General features: G+C 39.3%; 20 protein-coding genes. 5 read left to right on the top strand and 15 right to left on the bottom strand.

Annotated features, from left to right (window positions below; all coding sequences use genetic code 11):
• Window positions 1-23: 23 nt before the first annotated feature.
• Window positions 24-1,661, top strand: a complete 1,638-nt coding sequence (locus LOS73_RS00975; protein WP_457934330.1) for an endonuclease — start codon at window positions 24-26, stop codon at window positions 1,659-1,661.
• A 55-nt stretch (window positions 1,662-1,716) separates the two neighbouring features.
• On the opposite strand, the gene LOS73_RS00970 is transcribed toward LOS73_RS00975, so the two are convergent.
• The 12 genes from LOS73_RS00970 to rpsJ form a co-directional block, all read right to left on the bottom strand.
• Window positions 1,717-2,055, bottom strand: a complete 339-nt coding sequence (locus tag LOS73_RS00970; protein ID WP_150115546.1) for a hypothetical protein — start codon at window positions 2,053-2,055, stop codon at window positions 1,717-1,719.
• Window positions 2,056-2,894: 839 nt separating this feature from the next.
• Window positions 2,895-3,152, bottom strand: a complete 258-nt coding sequence (gene rpsQ, locus LOS73_RS00965) for a 30S ribosomal protein S17 (RefSeq protein ID WP_007376193.1) — start codon at window positions 3,150-3,152, stop codon at window positions 2,895-2,897.
• Window positions 3,152-3,343: a 50S ribosomal protein L29 gene (gene rpmC, locus LOS73_RS00960; RefSeq protein WP_002957889.1), complete on the bottom strand. Its 192-nt coding sequence runs from the start codon at window positions 3,341-3,343 to the stop codon at window positions 3,152-3,154. The genes rpsQ and rpmC overlap by 1 nt, the downstream gene beginning before the upstream one ends.
• Window positions 3,343-3,756, bottom strand: coding sequence for a 50S ribosomal protein L16 (rplP, locus tag LOS73_RS00955; RefSeq protein ID WP_002957890.1), 414 nt, complete (start codon window positions 3,754-3,756; stop codon window positions 3,343-3,345). The genes rpmC and rplP overlap by 1 nt, the downstream gene beginning before the upstream one ends.
• 12 nt (window positions 3,757-3,768) lie before the next feature.
• A complete protein-coding gene (gene rpsC, locus LOS73_RS00950) occupies window positions 3,769-4,470 on the bottom strand; it encodes a 30S ribosomal protein S3 (protein ID WP_002957891.1) in 702 nt (233 codons plus the stop codon).
• Between the two features lie 11 nt (window positions 4,471-4,481).
• Window positions 4,482-4,814: a 50S ribosomal protein L22 gene (gene rplV / locus LOS73_RS00945; RefSeq protein ID WP_002957892.1), complete on the bottom strand. Its 333-nt coding sequence runs from the start codon at window positions 4,812-4,814 to the stop codon at window positions 4,482-4,484.
• Window positions 4,815-4,827: 13 nt separating this feature from the next.
• Window positions 4,828-5,106, bottom strand: a complete 279-nt coding sequence (gene rpsS, locus LOS73_RS00940) for a 30S ribosomal protein S19 (protein WP_004588689.1) — start codon at window positions 5,104-5,106, stop codon at window positions 4,828-4,830.
• Between the two features lie 15 nt (window positions 5,107-5,121).
• On the bottom strand, window positions 5,122-5,946 hold the full coding sequence (gene rplB / locus LOS73_RS00935) for a 50S ribosomal protein L2 (RefSeq protein ID WP_007376192.1): 825 nt from the start codon (window positions 5,944-5,946) through the stop codon (window positions 5,122-5,124).
• Window positions 5,947-5,961: 15 nt separating this feature from the next.
• Entirely contained in the window at window positions 5,962-6,264 is a 303-nt protein-coding gene (gene rplW, locus LOS73_RS00930; RefSeq protein WP_002957896.1) for a 50S ribosomal protein L23, read from the bottom strand.
• Window positions 6,261-6,866, bottom strand: coding sequence for a 50S ribosomal protein L4 (gene rplD, locus LOS73_RS00925; protein WP_002957897.1), 606 nt, complete (start codon window positions 6,864-6,866; stop codon window positions 6,261-6,263). Before rplD ends, rplW begins: the two co-directional genes overlap by 4 nt.
• Window positions 6,867-6,883: 17 nt before the next feature.
• Entirely contained in the window at window positions 6,884-7,519 is a 636-nt protein-coding gene (gene rplC, locus LOS73_RS00920) for a 50S ribosomal protein L3 (RefSeq protein WP_002957898.1), read from the bottom strand.
• Between the two features lie 27 nt (window positions 7,520-7,546).
• Window positions 7,547-7,858: a 30S ribosomal protein S10 gene (rpsJ, locus tag LOS73_RS00915; protein WP_002957900.1), complete on the bottom strand. Its 312-nt coding sequence runs from the start codon at window positions 7,856-7,858 to the stop codon at window positions 7,547-7,549.
• Window positions 7,859-8,275: 417 nt separating this feature from the next.
• Between rpsJ and plsB the strand changes: the two genes are divergently transcribed.
• Window positions 8,276-10,714, top strand: a complete 2,439-nt coding sequence (gene plsB, locus LOS73_RS00910) for a glycerol-3-phosphate 1-O-acyltransferase PlsB (protein ID WP_007376190.1) — start codon at window positions 8,276-8,278, stop codon at window positions 10,712-10,714.
• A gap of 20 nt (window positions 10,715-10,734) precedes the next feature.
• Here the strand turns inward: plsB and tesB are convergent, their stop codons facing one another.
• The gene (gene tesB, locus LOS73_RS00905; RefSeq protein ID WP_002957902.1) at window positions 10,735-11,592 is read right to left on the bottom strand and encodes an acyl-CoA thioesterase II; all 858 of its coding nucleotides are present in this window, start codon (window positions 11,590-11,592) and stop codon (window positions 10,735-10,737) included.
• A gap of 77 nt (window positions 11,593-11,669) precedes the next feature.
• Here tesB and LOS73_RS00900 point away from each other — a divergent pair, with 77 nt between their 5' ends.
• Window positions 11,670-12,131 (top strand): EVE domain-containing protein, encoded by a 462-nt coding sequence (locus LOS73_RS00900; RefSeq protein ID WP_007376189.1) that lies wholly within the window; start codon window positions 11,670-11,672, stop codon window positions 12,129-12,131.
• A 108-nt stretch (window positions 12,132-12,239) separates the two neighbouring features.
• Here LOS73_RS00900 and LOS73_RS00895 read toward each other — a convergent pair whose 3' ends face one another.
• The gene (locus LOS73_RS00895; protein WP_008134974.1) at window positions 12,240-13,307 is read right to left on the bottom strand and encodes a potassium channel family protein; all 1,068 of its coding nucleotides are present in this window, start codon (window positions 13,305-13,307) and stop codon (window positions 12,240-12,242) included.
• A gap of 159 nt (window positions 13,308-13,466) precedes the next feature.
• Between LOS73_RS00895 and LOS73_RS00890 the strand changes: the two genes are divergently transcribed.
• Complete coding sequence (locus LOS73_RS00890; protein ID WP_007376187.1) at window positions 13,467-14,414, top strand: chemotaxis protein CheV; 948 nt, start codon at window positions 13,467-13,469, stop codon at window positions 14,412-14,414.
• A 67-nt stretch (window positions 14,415-14,481) separates the two neighbouring features.
• Here the strand turns inward: LOS73_RS00890 and LOS73_RS00885 are convergent, their stop codons facing one another.
• Entirely contained in the window at window positions 14,482-15,498 is a 1,017-nt protein-coding gene (locus LOS73_RS00885; protein ID WP_457934329.1) for a metalloprotease, read from the bottom strand.
• Window positions 15,499-15,661: 163 nt separating this feature from the next.
• Here LOS73_RS00885 and LOS73_RS00880 point away from each other — a divergent pair, with 163 nt between their 5' ends.
• Window positions 15,662-16,873, top strand: a complete 1,212-nt coding sequence (locus tag LOS73_RS00880) for an EAL domain-containing protein (protein ID WP_457934328.1) — start codon at window positions 15,662-15,664, stop codon at window positions 16,871-16,873.
• The last annotated feature ends 27 nt before the right edge of the window (window positions 16,874-16,900 follow it).

The raw sequence follows: 16,900 nt of genomic DNA, 5'->3' as shown, positions 1-16,900 counted from the left end.
CAAAATAAAAAATAGGAATACTCATGTCATACGGGACATATAAAAACAAACTACTTAGTACGGCTTTATTACTCGGCTCACTGCCAGTAATGGCCAATGTAGCTAATGGTAGCTTTGAACAGTGGTCAGGAAATACACCTGCATCATGGACTACTATAGATAGCGGTATTAACTTATCACGCTCAACTAGCGCAGTGAAAAGCGGTAGTAGCTCTGCTGCTGTAAATGTAACAACTGGTTCGCAAAGTAACACGGATTTACTACAGCAAATTGCTGTTGAAGCAGGTCAAACTTACGATTTTTCTGCTGATATTTACCATACGGAAGGTAAAATTAAAGCCCGTTTGTATGTCGATGGTTACCAAGGCTATTCAAATGAGGCGCAAACGAATCAATGGCAAAAAATCAGCCATAGCTACACAGCAAGTAGCAGCAAAACAATTAACGTGGGTCTGCGTTTTTATGATGTTAGTGGATTTGACGGTAGCGAAATTGTCTACGTAGATAATTTTTTACCAAATAGCGATGGTGGCTCATCAACAAGCTGTTCTGACAATAGCCTTACCCTAACGCTTAATACCGATAATTATGGCAGCGAAACAAGTTGGTCTATTAATAATAGTCAAGGTAGTTCAATTGCTAACGGTGGTGGTTATGAGTCAAACACTCAGTATGATGAACAAATATGCTTAACTGATGGGGCATACACGCTTGTAATTAGTGATAGTTATGGTGATGGCATGTGTTGCTCTACTGGTAATGGTAGCTATACACTTAAGCAAGGCTCTATCACTCTTGCCAGCGGTGCGAGCTTTAGCAATACAGACAGCTCAGCTTTTGAGTTAGGAAATTCTGGCACAGAACCTGGTGATGGCTCTGGCGGAACTAATCCAACACCCACTGGTTATTATGTAACGACACAGGGCTTAACTGGCTATGCGCTGAAAACTGAGCTTTATAATATTACTAAAGATCATAATGCACAGGGTTATTCGGCGATTTGGAATTTTTATGATTCATCAGCACGTGATAAATACTTTGAAAACGATAATAGTATTTTAGATATGTATAGCGAAAAGCCAAACGGTTCAGACAGCTATAACTATACAGCCGTGAGCGATCAGTGCGGTAACTATAGTGGAGAAGGCGGCTGTTACAACCGTGAGCATTCATTCCCGAAAAGTTGGTTTGGCGGCACTATTGAACCTATGAACTCAGATGTTCACCATATTTACGCAACCGATGGTTATGTAAACTCAAAGCGTAGTAACTATCCATTTGGTGAAGTATCAAGTGCTTCATTTACATCCACTAACGGCAGCAAATTAGGTTCAGCTACAAGCTCATTAAATTACTCAGGTACTGTATTTGAGCCAATTGATGAATTTAAAGGTGACTTTGCACGCGCTTATTTTTATATGGCAACACGCTACGAAAATGTAATTGGCTCTTGGCAAAATATAACTACCTCAAGCAACGCAGTACTTAACGGTTCACGCAACCAAGTATTTGAAAGCTGGGTTGTAGCCATGCTGCTCAACTGGCATAACAGTGATCCTGTGAGCCAAATGGAGTTAGATCGCAACCAAGCCGCTTATGAATTTCAAGGTAATCGTAATCCATATATCGACCATCCTGAATTTGTAGAGATGATTTGGTAAGAGCGAATAAACAAAGTAAGAGCCTCAGCATTTTCTGAGGCTTTTTTATTACCCACTATTGAAAGACCACATTACTGCCATCCTTAGTACTAAAACCGCTTTCTCCAAAAGTAATAAGTAGACTTTGCCGATTATGCACTACAACAACTTGCTTGGCTGAATACATTGATAACTTATAACCAACGTTAACCAATAGTCCTGAAAGCAACGTAAGTTCAGCACTCGTAAATGGTTTTCGCTTATTGTTATTAGCCCAATCTAGAGCGTTTATCGTAAATATATTCGGTGATTTAAAAGAGTGCTGAACTAATTTCACAATATTTTGTATCTGCTCGATAGATGGCTGGTATTGAGTAATCCCTAAGCTTAATAAATAACTTTGAATGGTATACATATCACTTATTACTAAAATAAAAAACACATCATAAAAGCTCAAGTTAAGTTGAGGTAAAGCACTTTAAATAACTTAACCTGAACTCTGGTTAAGAGATTTACTAACGTATTGAATCATGGTGATATTTAAATTTATTTCTCTAGCTAGAGATTTTCAGTGAAAACAAGACGAATTTACGCGCCAATAGCTGCCTATTGTAGGTAAATTCAACGCAGTTAGCGCTGAAAGTAGCTGCTCGAGATAAATTTATTATCCAGAGTTTAGGTTAACTTATATAAAAACTAGGGCGTGTTTATCTTTCGAGGTTGAATTTTCAGCTTTAGGCAAGGCGAAAATATATAGAGAGCAACGAGATGCTGGCCGATTAGAAAATCGTATTTTATTGGTATTCCCCGTTATATGTTTTTGTTACGCTATTAATAAGTCTGCTTCTATATAAACTTTTTCTAAAAAAGAAAGTATAAAATCAATTACAAATATTTTAACTACATTTAATATCTATCCGTGACGTGGTTTATATGATGCGAACAACTCAATGCTTTACGATTCGCGACACTCTTTTAGTTTCAGATTTCGTAATTATTCGACCCAGATTATACCAATCTACTTATATATGGGGTCTATTTAACATTAAGAAAATTAAGCTAGAACTAGGCAAAAATTTTATCTAGTTGTTCTAAATAAAAATTTTAACGACGTTATAGTCGTAATTTAACTCGTTAAATTGCTCAAAGATTTATGCCAGTTGGAATTATGACTTTTAAAATTGACAGTGCCTTAAACACAAAAAGCCCCAGCTAATGCCGGGGCTTTTTTACAAAACTAATTTAATTAAAAAATTAAGCTAGTTTTGGACTAGAAATAACGTCTACTAAAGTCCAAGATTTATTCTTAGAAATTGGTGCGCATTCACGGATAGTAACTACGTCACCCGCTTTTGCTGTGTTATTTTCGTCATGTACGTGTAACTTAGTCGTACGTTTAATGAATTTCCCATAGATTGGGTGCTTCACATAACGTGCGATAGCGATAGTGAAAGATTTTTCCATCTTGTCGCTGATTACACGGCCTTGAAGAGTACGAATTTTATCGCTCATTATTGACCTGCCTTCTGGTTAATAACTGTTTTTACACGCGCGATATCGCGGCGTACTGTTCTTAGCGTGTGTGTCTGAGCCAACTGACCAGTGCTAGCTTGCATGCGCATATTAAATTGCTCACGAAGTAGTCCTAGAAGTTCAGCATTAAGCTCTTCTACGCTTTTGTCTTTTAGTTCGCTAGCTTTCATCACATTACCGTCCGAGTTACGAAAGTTGTTTTGAATGGCAGTTTACGAGCAGCAAGGTCAAACGCTTCACGAGCAAGCTCTTCTGAAACACCTTCCATTTCGTAAAGTACTTTACCAGGCTGAATTTCAGCAACCCAATATTCAACAGAACCTTTACCTTTACCCATACGAACTTCAAGAGGTTTTTCTGTAATCGGTTTGTCAGGGAAGACACGAATCCAGATTTTACCTTGACGTTTCACGTGACGCGTCATAGCACGACGAGCTGCTTCGATTTGACGAGCAGTCATACGGCCACGGCCAGTTGCTTTCAATCCGAAAGTACCGAAGCTTACTTTGTTACCGTTTTGCGCTAAACCGCGGTTGCGGCCTTTGTGCATTTTACGGAATTTTGTACGTTTTGGCTGTAACATTACTCGCTACCTCTACTTAGCACTTTTCTTGGCTTTCTTTGGTGCGCGTTTAGCTGGCTTCTCTTGCTCTTGTACTAGTGGTAAACCACCAATAACTTCGCCTTTGAAGATCCAAACTTTAACACCAATGATACCATAAGTGGTTAAGGCTTCAGAAGTTGCGTAATCGATATCAGCACGAAGAGTATGTAGAGGTACACGACCTTCACGATACCATTCTGAACGTGCGATTTCAGCGCCGCCAAGACGACCGCTAACTTCAACTTTAATCCCTTTAGAACCGATGCGCATTGCATTTTGTACCGAACGCTTCATAGCGCGACGGAACATAACACGACGTTCTAGTTGAGAGGCAATGCCGTCTGCTACTAGTTGTGCATCTAGTTCTGGTTTACGTACTTCAGAGATATTAATCTGAGCAGGTACACCAGCGATTTTAGTTACCGCTTGACGTAATTTTTCTACGTCTTCGCCTTTTTTACCGATAACAACACCCGGACGAGCCGTATGAATTGTTACACGGATTGATTTTGCTGGACGCTCAATAACGATTTTAGACACAGAAGCCGTTTTCAATTCCTTAGTAAGGAATGTACGAACTTTGTGATCGCCAAAAAGCTGTGCAGAGAAATCTTTTGAACTCGCGTACCAGGTAGAAACCCAAGGTTTAGATATACCTAGGCGAATACCAGTAGGATGAACTTTTTGTCCCATTACTTATACTCCTAGCTATCTGAAACCATAACAGTGATATGGCTTGTACGCTTAAGGATGCGGTCTGCGCGTCCTTTAGCACGAGGCATAATACGCTTCATTGTAGGACCATCGTCCACAAAGATCGTTGTTATGCGAAGCTCATCAATGTCAGCACCTTCGTTATGCTCTGCGTTAGCAATAGCAGACTCAAGTACTTTCTTAACTAATACAGCGGCTTTCTTAGGGCTGTACGCCAGGATTTCTAGTGCGCGATCGACAGGTAACCCGCGGATCTGATCTGCAACTAGACGTGCTTTTTGCGCCGAACCAGAGGCGAATTTATGTTTAGCTAATGCTTGCATTTATCTTCCCCTCTTATCGTTTCTTCGCTTTCTTATCCGCAGCATGGCCACGGTAAGTGCGAGTTGGTGCAAATTCACCTAGTTTGTGACCGATCATTTCGTCAGAAACGAAAACTGGTACGTGCTGGCGACCATTATGGACAGCAATGGTCAATCCGATCATGTTAGGTATGATCATTGAACGACGGCTCCAAGTTTTAATTGGCTTTTTCTCACCGCTTTCCAAAGCTTTCTCTACCTTCTTCAGCAAGTGTAGGTCTATAAAAGGACCCTTCTTGAGAGAGCGTGGCATGGCTATTCCTCAATATTACTTAGTACGACGACGTACTATAAATTTATCCGTACGCTTGTTCTTACGCGTCTTCGCACCTTTAGTCGGCTTACCCCATGGAGACACAGGATGACGACCACCAGATGTACGACCTTCACCACCACCGTGTGGGTGATCTACCGGGTTCATGGCAACACCACGAACTGTCGGACGAATACCACGCCAGCGATTTGCACCTGCTTTACCAAGTGAACGAAGCATATGCTCAGCATTGCCTACTTCACCTAGAGTCGCACGACAATCAGATTCAACTTTACGAACTTCGCCTGAACGAAGACGTAATGTTACATACTGACCATCACGAGCAAGGATTTGAACGTATGCACCAGCAGAACGTGCGATTTGAGCACCTTTACCTGGTTTTAATTCTACGTTGTGAACAGTCGAACCTACAGGCATATTACGCATTGGTAATGCATTACCAGGTTTGATTGGTGCATCAACACCAGACTGGATTGCATCGCCAGCTTTTAAGCCTTTTGGTGCGATAATGTAACGACGCTCACCGTCTGCATATAATACAAGAGCGATGTTTGCGCTACGATTTGGATCGTATTCTAAACGTTCAACAGTGGCTGGAATGCCATCTTTAGTACGTTTAAAATCGATTAAACGGTAATGTTGTTTATGACCACCACCGATATGACGAACCGTAATACGACCATTGTTATTACGACCACCTGATTTAGAGTTTTTCTCTAAAAGTGGTGCGTATGGCTTACCCTTATGTAGATCTGGGTTAACCACTTTAACTAGGTGACGACGGCCCGCAGAAGTAGGCTTACACTTTTGAAGTGCCATAATTCTATCCCCTTATTACTCGGCGCCGCCGACAAAGTCTAGCTCGCTGCCTTCTTTAAGAGTAACGTAAGCTTTCTTCCAGTCGCTACGACGACCGAAACGTGCGCCAGTACGTTTTGTTTTACCCTTAACGTTAAGTGTGCGAACACCAGTTACTTCTACTTCAAAAAGCTTCTCAACTGCTACTTTAATTTCAGCTTTAGTTGCGTCATTTACTACTTTGAAAACAATAGTGTTGTTTTCTTCAGCAGCAATAGTGCTTTTTTCAGAGATATGTGGAGCAAGGATCACTTTTAAAAGACGTTCTTCGCGAATCATGCTAGCGCCTCCTCAAGTTGCTTAACAGCAGCGGCTGTAATAAGTACCTTATCGAAAGCAATTAAGCTTACAGGATCGATACCAGCTACATCACGCGTGTCAACCTTATAAAGGTTACGTGCCGATAAGAAAAGATTTTCATCTACTTCTTCAGTCACGATAAGAACATCTTTAAGCTCAAGTTCTTTAAGCTTAGCAACTAGTTCTTTAGTTTTTGGTGCTGCTAGAGCAAAACTTTCAACAACGATTAAACGCTCTTGACGAACTAATTCAGATAAGATGCTTTTAATCGCACCACGGTACATTTTACGGTTTACTTTTTGGCTGTGGTCTTGTGGTTTAGCTGCAAAGCTAACGCCACCTGAACGCCAAATTGGGCTACGGATTGTACCGGCACGTGCACGGCCAGTACCTTTTTGAGCCCATGGTTTTTTACCACCACCGCTTACTTCAGAACGTGTCTTCTGAGCACGAGTACCTTGACGAGCACCTGCTGCGTATGCAACAACTACTTGGTGTACTAATGCTTCGTTAAACTCACGTCCAAAAGTAGCTTCAGAAACTTCAAGACCGCCAGAAGCGTCTTTAATTGCTAATTCCATCACTAAATCTCCAGGACTTATGCTTTAACAGCTGGTTTAACGATAACGTCACCGCCAATAGCTCCAGGTACTGCACCCTTAACTAAAAGCAAATTACGCTCAGCGTCAACGCGAACTAGTTCTAAGTTTTGAGTCGTTACACGCTCAGCACCCATATGACCGGCCATTTTCTTACCTTTAAACACCTTACCAGGTGATTGGTTTTGACCGATTGAACCAGGAGCACGGTGAGATAGAGAGTTACCATGTGTAGCGTCTTGCATGCTGAAATTCCAGCGCTTAACACCACCTTGGAAACCTTTACCTTTAGAAGTACCGGTTACGTCAACCTTGTTGATTTCGTTGAATAATTCAACAGTAAGCTCTGCGCCTACTTCAAAATCGCCTTCACCACCGTTAAGGCGGAATTCCCACAGACCGCGACCCGCTTCAACACCAGCTTTAGCGAAATGACCCGCTTTAGCTTTGTTTACACGACTTGCTTTTTTAGTGCCTGCGGTTACTTGAAGCGCGTTATAACCGTCTGTTGCGTCAGATTTGATCTGAGCAATGCGGTTAGGTGTCGCTTCAATAACTGTCACAGGGATAGATACACCATCTTCAGTGAAGATTCGTGTCATACCCACTTTACGACCGACTAGACCTAATGCCATTTTCCTAAAACCTCTCTAATCTTTCGATTAACCCAGGCTGATTTGAACATCAACACCAGCAGCAAGATCTAAACGCATAAGCGCGTCTACAGTCTTGTCAGTTGGTTCTACGATGTCTATCAGACGTTTATGGGTGCGGATCTCGTACTGATCACGCGCATCTTTATTAACGTGCGGTGAAGTTAGTACAGTAAAACGTTCAAAGCGTGTAGGTAGTGGGATTGGACCACGTACTTGTGCGCCAGTGCGTTTCGCAGTTTCCACGATTTCTGCCGTTGATTGGTCAATCAAACGGTGGTCAAAAGCTTTTAGGCGAATACGAATGCGTTGATTTGACATTCTTAACCTCAATATAAAGAGCATTTAAAAGAGCATAAAAAAACGACCGAAACAATCTTAAAACTTAAGATGTCGGCTGTTTGATTATATCTACGTTGAGTTCCAAATCGGAACTCCTGTTTATTAGCTTGAAATCCAAGCTTAATTTATCCTTTCTAGTTCCCTAGGGAATTTTGAAAGCCTGCGTATTATAGAGGTATTGGTGATAAATGCAACAACTATTTAGAAACAATACAATGACCACTAATTTGATTAAATAAGCGCCCGTACATACTCACTGGCTATACTTGAACTAATACCTCTACTATTAGTCAATTAATAAGTTAACTACTCAATAGCGCAAACTAAAGAATTTTTGGATATTATGGTATCCTATTGCGCTAATTTTGCCTTTAATACTCTCAATATGGTGAGTCGATGCGTATTTTTAATTATTGTTTAAATGTTTTGTCTGCTGGATTTAGCCGCTTACTAGTACGAAGTAAAGTGCTGCCAGAGAACCCCATTGAGCAGTATGATCTAAACCCAGAATACCCTACATTTTATATAGTGCGTTTAAATTCACGATTTGATTTAGCGGCACTCACACATGTGTGTAAAAAACATGGTTTGCCAAGCCCAATTGAAGAGCAAGTATTAGGCTCTCAGCATTTAGATCGTTTTATTGGAATCAAAAATCCACCACCATTATTTGGCGACAAAGCTAAACCAACAAATGCTTTAGCTCAAGGTAAGCAGATTATTGAACACTTAATTAATAGTGGTCAACAGAACGTACAAGTTGTACCTGTTACAATTTTATGGGGCCGCGATCCGGGTAAAGAAAAACCAGGTTTACGCACATTAATTACACACTCGGTAACACCTAGTTGGTTTAGAAAGTTTTTTGTCGTGTTGTTTTCAGGACGTGATAACTTTATTCGCTTTAGTCAACCTCTCGACTTATCGCTTTTGGTAAACGAGAAAGCCGATGTAAGTGAGTTACCACACAAATTACTGCGTGTCGCTCGCGTTCACTTTAAACGTCAAAAGCTCGCAGCTACTGGCCCCAAAATGCCATCTCGTGAACAATTATTTAATTCTTTATTAGCGTCCCCTACAATTAAAAAAGCAATCCTAGATGAAGCTAAAGCTAAAAATATTAGCCAAACTGAAGCTCGTCAAAATGCACTCAAGTTACTTGACGAAATAGCCGCTAATTATTCAGAAGCAATGATACGTGTAGCTGAGCGATTTTTAACGTGGTTGTGGAATAAGCTTTATAACGGTATTAATATTAAACACACAGAACAACTTCATGAATTGACTAATAAAGGCCATGAAATAATCTACATGCCTTGTCATCGCAGTCATATGGACTACTTGCTCCTTACTTACTCAATATATCATTTAGGTTTAGTACCGCCACATATAGCTGCAGGTATTAATCTTAACTTTTTCCCTGCCGGCGGGATATTTAGACGCTCGGGGGCATTTTTTATTCGTCGCTCATTTGCAGGTAATAAGCTTTATTCTGCCATCTTCAAAGAGTATTTAAGCCAACTGTTTATTAAAGGTTACTCTGTTAAGTTTTACACGGAGGGCGGTCGAAGCCGAACTGGGCGCTTACTTCCGCCTAAAACAGGTATGCTTTCAATGACCTTACAAGCGATGCTTCGCGGAATAGACAGACCAATATCTATTGTTCCTGTGTACATTGGCTACGAGCACGTAATGGAAATAAACACTTACCTTAAAGAGCTGGATGGTAAAGATAAAAAAGGCGAATCTATTTTCGGTATTTTTAAGGCGATTAAAAACCTTAAAAACTATGGTCGTGGTTATCTAAACTTTGGTGATCCAATTTCAATTAATCAATATTTAAACGACAACCAACCCGATTGGCGTGATTCAATACATCCTACCGATGTACAAAAGCCACAATGGTTAGGCACACAAGTAACTCAACTTGCTGATCAAGTAATGATTAAAATTAATAATGCAGCAGCACTTAATGCTGTTAACTTATTGGCGATGATTTTACTCGTTAACGATAAACAAGCATTGAGTAAGCCAAAACTTTTAGCACAACTTGATTTTTACCTGCGCTTACAACGCGATGCCAGTTATAGCGATAAAGTAACAGCGCCTGACGAAACACCAGAGCAATTACTAACACATGCATTAAAGCTTAATAAGTTTGAAGTTATTAGTGATGAATTTGGTGAAATAATCACAATTAGTGATAAAGAAAAAGTTTTATTTAATTACTATAGAAACAATATTTTGCACTTATTCGCAGTACCAAGTTTAATTGCACTGCACCTATTTAAACAACACAGCACTACGATTACTCAATGCCAGCAACTTGTAAAAACATTTTATCCGCTATTTGCTAAAGAATGGTACTTACAGCCTCTTGATGAAAACTATATAACACGAATTTTAGCTAACTTTGCTGATCAAAATTTAATTGAGTTTGATGGCGATAACATTCATATAACGAACAGTAATGACTGCCTAGCTAAGCTTGAAATGCTTGGACGAGCACTTAGCTTCACTCTGCAACGATACGCTATTGTAATTGGTTTTATTCAAACAAGTGATGGCATTGAAAAAGCAGAACTTGAAAGAGAAAGCCAAGTGCTCGCGCAACGTTTAGGCACACTGCATGGCATTAAAACACCTGAGTTTTTTGACAAAAAAGTACTTGTTAGCTTTATCGATAACTTACGTGGAGAGTCATTAATAACAGAAGGTGAAGAGGGCTTAGTAGGTAGCACACAACTATGTGAAACCTACGCACACCTTAAAACATTACTGCCAGCACGCGTCTGGCAGTCAATCAGCGATATAGTACAAGACCAGTGTAACTAACAATGCATTTACAGAAGGGGTTAGCGCTGGCGCATAACCCCTTCTTGCATTGTTGAGGCAACCAAGTTGCCTTGGCGATCAAAAAACTGCCCGCGAACTAAACCACAACCATTGCTCGCACTTGGGCTATCAATTGAATACAAAATCCAATCATCCATTCTAAATGGGCGATGAAACCACATTGCATGATCAATAGTAGCTACTTGCATATTTGGCTGCATAAACGATACACCATGAGGTTGTAATGCAGTTGGTAAAAACTCAAAATCAGACGCATACGCTAATAAGTAATTATGGATACGCTGATCGTCCGGCATTTCACCATTGGCTTTAAACCAAATATGTTTTACTGGCTCCATAACTTCTGGCTTAAACGGGTTATGAAATGTCACAGGTCGCATTTCAATTGGCATTTCACGCGTAAACTTATTACGGATGACTTCAGGGATATGCGAAGCGTTATCTTGGTAAAACTCAAGCGATGAACGTAGTTCTTCAGGTGCGGGAACATCAGGCATCGTCGCTTGATGCGACAAACCATTTTCTTCACCCTGAAACGACGCAGTCATGTAAAAAATAGGCTTACCGTACTGAATCGCTTTTACTCGGCGTGTACTAAAACTCTTCCCATCTCGAATAGTTTCGACATCATAAACAATCGGTTTAGCTGGATCGCCTGGGCGTAAAAAGTAAGAATGTAATGAATGAACTATTCGCCCTTCAGGTAGAGTTTCTTTAGCAGCAGAAAGCGCCTGCCCCATAACTTGACCGCCAAACACAGCACCAAAGCCTAAATCTTGGCTTTGCCCTCGATATAAACCTTGCTCAATTTCTTCAAGTGTTAACAACGACAATAAATCATCTAATACTTGGCTCATCATTTCTTCCTCATTACCCTGATATTCAAATGATACTATACAATAGTGGGAAGTAAATATATGTTAGGAATACTGTTATGGCTTACTGGCTTTTTAAAACTGAACCCGATGCGTTTTCATTAGATGATTTAAAAAACGCTCCAAAACAAACCACGCTTTGGGAAGGCGTACGTAATTACCAAGCGCGGAACTTTATGCGTGATGGCGTTAAAATTGGCGACTTGGTGATGATTTATCATTCAAGCTGTAAACAAGTGGGTGTAGCGGGTATTGCTATAGTTACAAAAGAAGCCTACCCAGATCCCACTCAATTTGATTTAAGTAGTGATTATTACGATGCTAAAGCCACCAGCGAAAATCCTCGTTGGGTTGTCGTTGAAGTAACCTATCAAAGCCATCTAAAAAAATTGGTGAGTCTTAAAGATATAAAAGCGAATGATTCAATTACTGAGTTAGCACTAAAAAAAGCAGGGCGATTATCTGTTATGCCAGTCACAGAACATGACTGGCTGCAAATAGTGAAGATGGTTAGCACTTAGCTTTATTCTTTCGGTCTTTAGGCGCAATCCAAAGCAAAGAAGTAACCTGTGTCACAAAAAGTCACGACACTGATAAAAGAGCCTTTTTCATCGCCTTGGGTACGCTAACTATCGTTCCAAACTTGTCCAATCAACTTCACTACTTAATACTCGCTCTACAGATATGTAGTGCAAAATATCACCTTCACTTACTTTGTAATCAAGCGGTGGGTTTAAATCCATATTTTGCGCACTCAAATTGTGTGCAACGCCTAATAATATTGCATCATGTTCAAGCTTAAAATGATGAAACAAAGTGCCAAATTTCATATCTTTACAGTCTTTAGGTATTGCCAAACTAAATTGCGTATCACCATGGAGTGTAGAAAGCAGCTCCTCTTGTACACGGCTAGAACCTGGATCTTGCATTGAACGTACAAGTATTTCTGCCGATTTAGCACTGCTACACTCTACATTTTGACAATGCTCTAACAGCATATCTATTTTTGTCTCATCTAAGAAATGAGCACTGATATGGCAATCATCTTTAACTAAACGGCTTATACGCAGTGCAGTAGTAAATGTTTGATCGTCATCTTGCCCATCAATAATGACTTTATCGGCACGACTTATTGCAACACGCTCAAGTTCGGATAAATTTGTAAAACTGGTTAGATGTGCAAAATCAACATGTTCGTTAGTTAAAAAAGGGTGATCCATTTGCTCTGTTACCGCGAGTAAAATACGGCGGTCAGTTCGCTTCCTGTCAGCCAAAATGTAATCAATCATCTTTTTTGTACGAGTGTCGTGCCAACCAAAAATAATAATATGGTTAATACTGTGTGCAAAACTTTTATCACCAGTCATAGCGCGCCTAATTAAATAAGTAACTGTTTGCCCTGTTTTTCCAAGCAGGACACCAAATAAAGCTAAACCAAATGGGATCTGTACTAATGCTACCACCCAACGGCCAAGTTCTGTCGTTGGGCTAAAATCACCATAACCTACCGTTGATGTTGTTATTACGTAATAGTAAAAAAAAGTACTTGGGGGTATCAAGGCTTTTTCATTTGCGATCACTAATAAGCACCACGTAATAATAATATGCATAAAGGTAACAATCGCAACAGATTGCCAACTCACTTGCTCTATATGACTGCGTAATAACACGATAAAACGTTTAAAAATATGATGCATAGTTATTGCTAATAGATTAGTAAAATTACTCTGTAGTACGGTACTGCAAATTATACCACCATAGCAACAACTAGCTGTAATCGAAAAATAATAACTGAGCTATGAAGTTAAAAAATAGTAGACTATAGTTATAAAATAATTAGATTAGATAAGTTCATTATGGTTGGTGTTTTAGCTTCGGTTGATCAACGTACTCAGTTGGTTGGTGAAAACCGCTTAGAGTTGTTACTTTTTTATTTACATAGCCGGCATTTATTTGCACTCAATGTGTTTAAAATAAAGGAAGTGGTAAAATTGCCACATTTAAGCAAAATTCCCCATTCTCATTCCAAAATAACCGGAGTTGCGAATATTAGAGGTGAATCTATACCTGTAATCGATTTACGGCAGGCTATTTCTATGTCCGCAGTAAAATACGCCGAAGACTGTAACTTAGTTATCACTGAATACAATAGAAGCGTACAAGGCTTTTTAATTGGCAAAGTTGATCAAATCGTCAATATGACATGGTCAGATATTATGCCTCCGCCTAGCTCTGTTGGTAAAAATCATTACTTAACAGCCCTCACTAAAATAAAGCGCGATGGCCAAGAACAGCTCGTTGAAATTATTGATGTAGAAAAAGTGCTTGCCGAAATAGTTGAATATGAAGTAGATATTTCAGAGGGAGTACTTGATCAAGGTATCGTCAATGAGTTTGCAGGACGTAAAATACTTCACGCCGATGACTCACCCACTGCACGTAAACAAGTAAGCGATACGCTGTCACAACTGGGCATTGAGATTGTGCCTGCAAGTAATGGCTTAGAAGCTCTTAACATGCTTAGAGGCTGGGCTGATGAAGGGCGAGATGTCGAAAAAGAGCTCTTAATGGTAATTACAGATGCAGAAATGCCTTCAATGGATGGCTATCGCTTAACCCATGAAATACGTAATGATAGCAGGCTTAAAAATCTCTATGTTGTTCTTAACACATCTTTAAGTGGTAGTTTTAACGAAGCTATGGTAGAAAAAGTAGGGTGTAATGCATTCTTATCTAAGTTTCAGCCAGACTTACTCGTTGAAGAAGTACAAAGCCGTTTAAAGATAGTGCTTAATTATACGTAGACAATAGGTACCCTTTTGTATTGTCTACGTATACAGCTTACTGAGATATTTCTTTAATCGTAAATTATCAACTCGATAAAATAGTCATCGGTAGGCTTAATATTGGATTCTCCGAGTCGGCAAAATGCATCATTACAGCTACATGCCCAGCCACTACAACTGCATACATAACAGCTGAAAAGCCTTGGCCATATTTATCTAGCGGCATCAAATGTGAATAGTGACGGCCTCGCCATTCAAATACAATCTCCAGCGCACCGACAAACAAAAAGAATACCAGTAACATCAAACCAAATGTGTAACTCAGCCATAAGCCAAATAGTACCCCGAGTAAACATACGCTCAAACCAATCCATGAACGCATTGAAAAACTGATACTTTTTAATACATGCCCACCATCAAGCGGTAAAATAGGTAACAAGTTAAATAAATTTAATAACGCACTAAGCACCGCCACACCGGCAAATATTTCCATCTCTGTGGCATAATATAAAACCACGCCCAATACAGAAGTAATTAAACCAAATGCAGGCCCCATTAGTGATATAACTACATCTTGCCAACGCGTTGTTATTTTATCGTCACTAACAGCGAGCCCGCCCACAAATGGGATTAGGTAAATGCCCTTGGTTTTTATGCCAAAGTATTTCATTGCGCGCACATGTCCGTACTCATGTACGACTAAACAACCAATTAGCATTAGTGCAAATTCGATACTAAATAACCACGCATAGCCTGCAACAGAAGCCCCTGCAAGCACTACTTTAATTACCTTGGCACTTTTAAAAAGCTTAAAACCTAATGCTGCTAATCCTAAAAAGCCTTTTTTAGGTGCTGCATTTACCGGGGCAGGTAACGCAAGTTGTGTTGCAAATTGCTCATCTACAAATAGCGAAATGCTTTGCTCTTCCACTGCCTCTGTATCAATACCTATTACTTTGTTGTCGTAAGTAAATTGATAATAGTTTTCACGAGGATTATCAAAGGTAATGGCTTGTTGAGCATGAAAAACTTGTATAATCTTTTGCCCTGAAACCATAAATGAAAAAGGCTGTTCAGCTAAAGTAAGATCTATTCTTATCATAATTAAAACCGTTTAAAACAATGGCGTTAGTATACCGAATCGGCTAAAAAACACGAGTAACGGTAGTTAGTAACTTTTTAAATAAAATTATTTAAAACTGACAAACGTAAAAAATACTACTACTTTTATAGTAATAATACGCCTTATATTGAAAGGGATAACAATGAAAAAAATGGTACCAAATATTTTAGTCGTTGATGATTCAAAGGCAATTTTGATAATTATGGAAGCCATACTCAGTGAATTAGATATGTCTGAAAAGGTTGTTACCTGCTTAAGTGCTGCCGAGGCACTCGAAAAAGTAGCCAATGACATAAACCGCTTTGACGCTGTTTTCACCGATCTCAATATGCCTGAAATGGATGGAATGGAATTAATACGACATCTTGGAGCATTAAATTATCAAGGCGGAATTATTATTGTGTCTGAAATGGACCATAAAGTAATTAGCCTAGCAGCTGATCTGGCAAAACAACACAACGCACACCTGATTGGTAATATACCAAAACCTGTTCAACTATCCCAAATGAGAAAATTACTTACCAAAGTAGCAAAATTAAATAGCCACACTTTATTAAGAGAGAGCCTGATCTCAAAAAGTGAACTTATTAAGGCATTAAAAAATGATGAGGTAACACCCTTTTATCAACCTAAAGTTAATGCGATTAATAATAAAATAGAGAGTGTTGAAATACTGGCGCGGATTGTATCAAGTAAGGATGGTAGCATTATTTTACCAAATCGCTTTATTAGCCTTGCTGAGCAGTACAATTTAATTAATCAAATTACATTCTCTCTTTTTGAAAAGGCCACCAGCGAATTTTCAAATATAAAAGCACAGCTCGGTCACGATTTTAAAATGGCATTTAACTTATCACCTATCCAACTTGATGATCTAAATTGTCCAAATAAATTACTGCTAATTTTAGAGCTTAATCAACTCACTCCTAGTAACATTATTATTGAAATAACAGAACAGCATGCACTCTCAAGCCTCGCACAGCTTGAAACATTAAACAGATTAAGAATGCATGGTTTTGGAGTGTCGCTTGACGACTTTGGTGTTGGTTTTACTAATATAAACCAACTCAGAAACCTACCCTTTACTGAAATTAAAATAGATCGCTCCCTCATTAGTAATATAGAAACTGACTTATTTTCTCAGGTTATTGTTAGTTCATTGATTAATATCACTAACAAAGAGCATTTAGATTTAGTAGCCGAGGGTGTTGAACGACCAGAAGAGCTTGCCTATCTAAAACACTATAAAAAAGACTTAACCATACAAGGCTTTCTATATAGCTCTCCTAAATCCAAAAATGAATTTATAGATTGGGCTAAAAATTGGCTAAGAACTGATGGCAGCCCCGCTTAAAGCGGTACTAATATTTACTCGGGGCCT

It is taken from the genome of Pseudoalteromonas sp. SCSIO 43210 (assembly GCF_054133285.1).
This window is presented reverse-complemented; position numbering and strand designations above follow the sequence as displayed.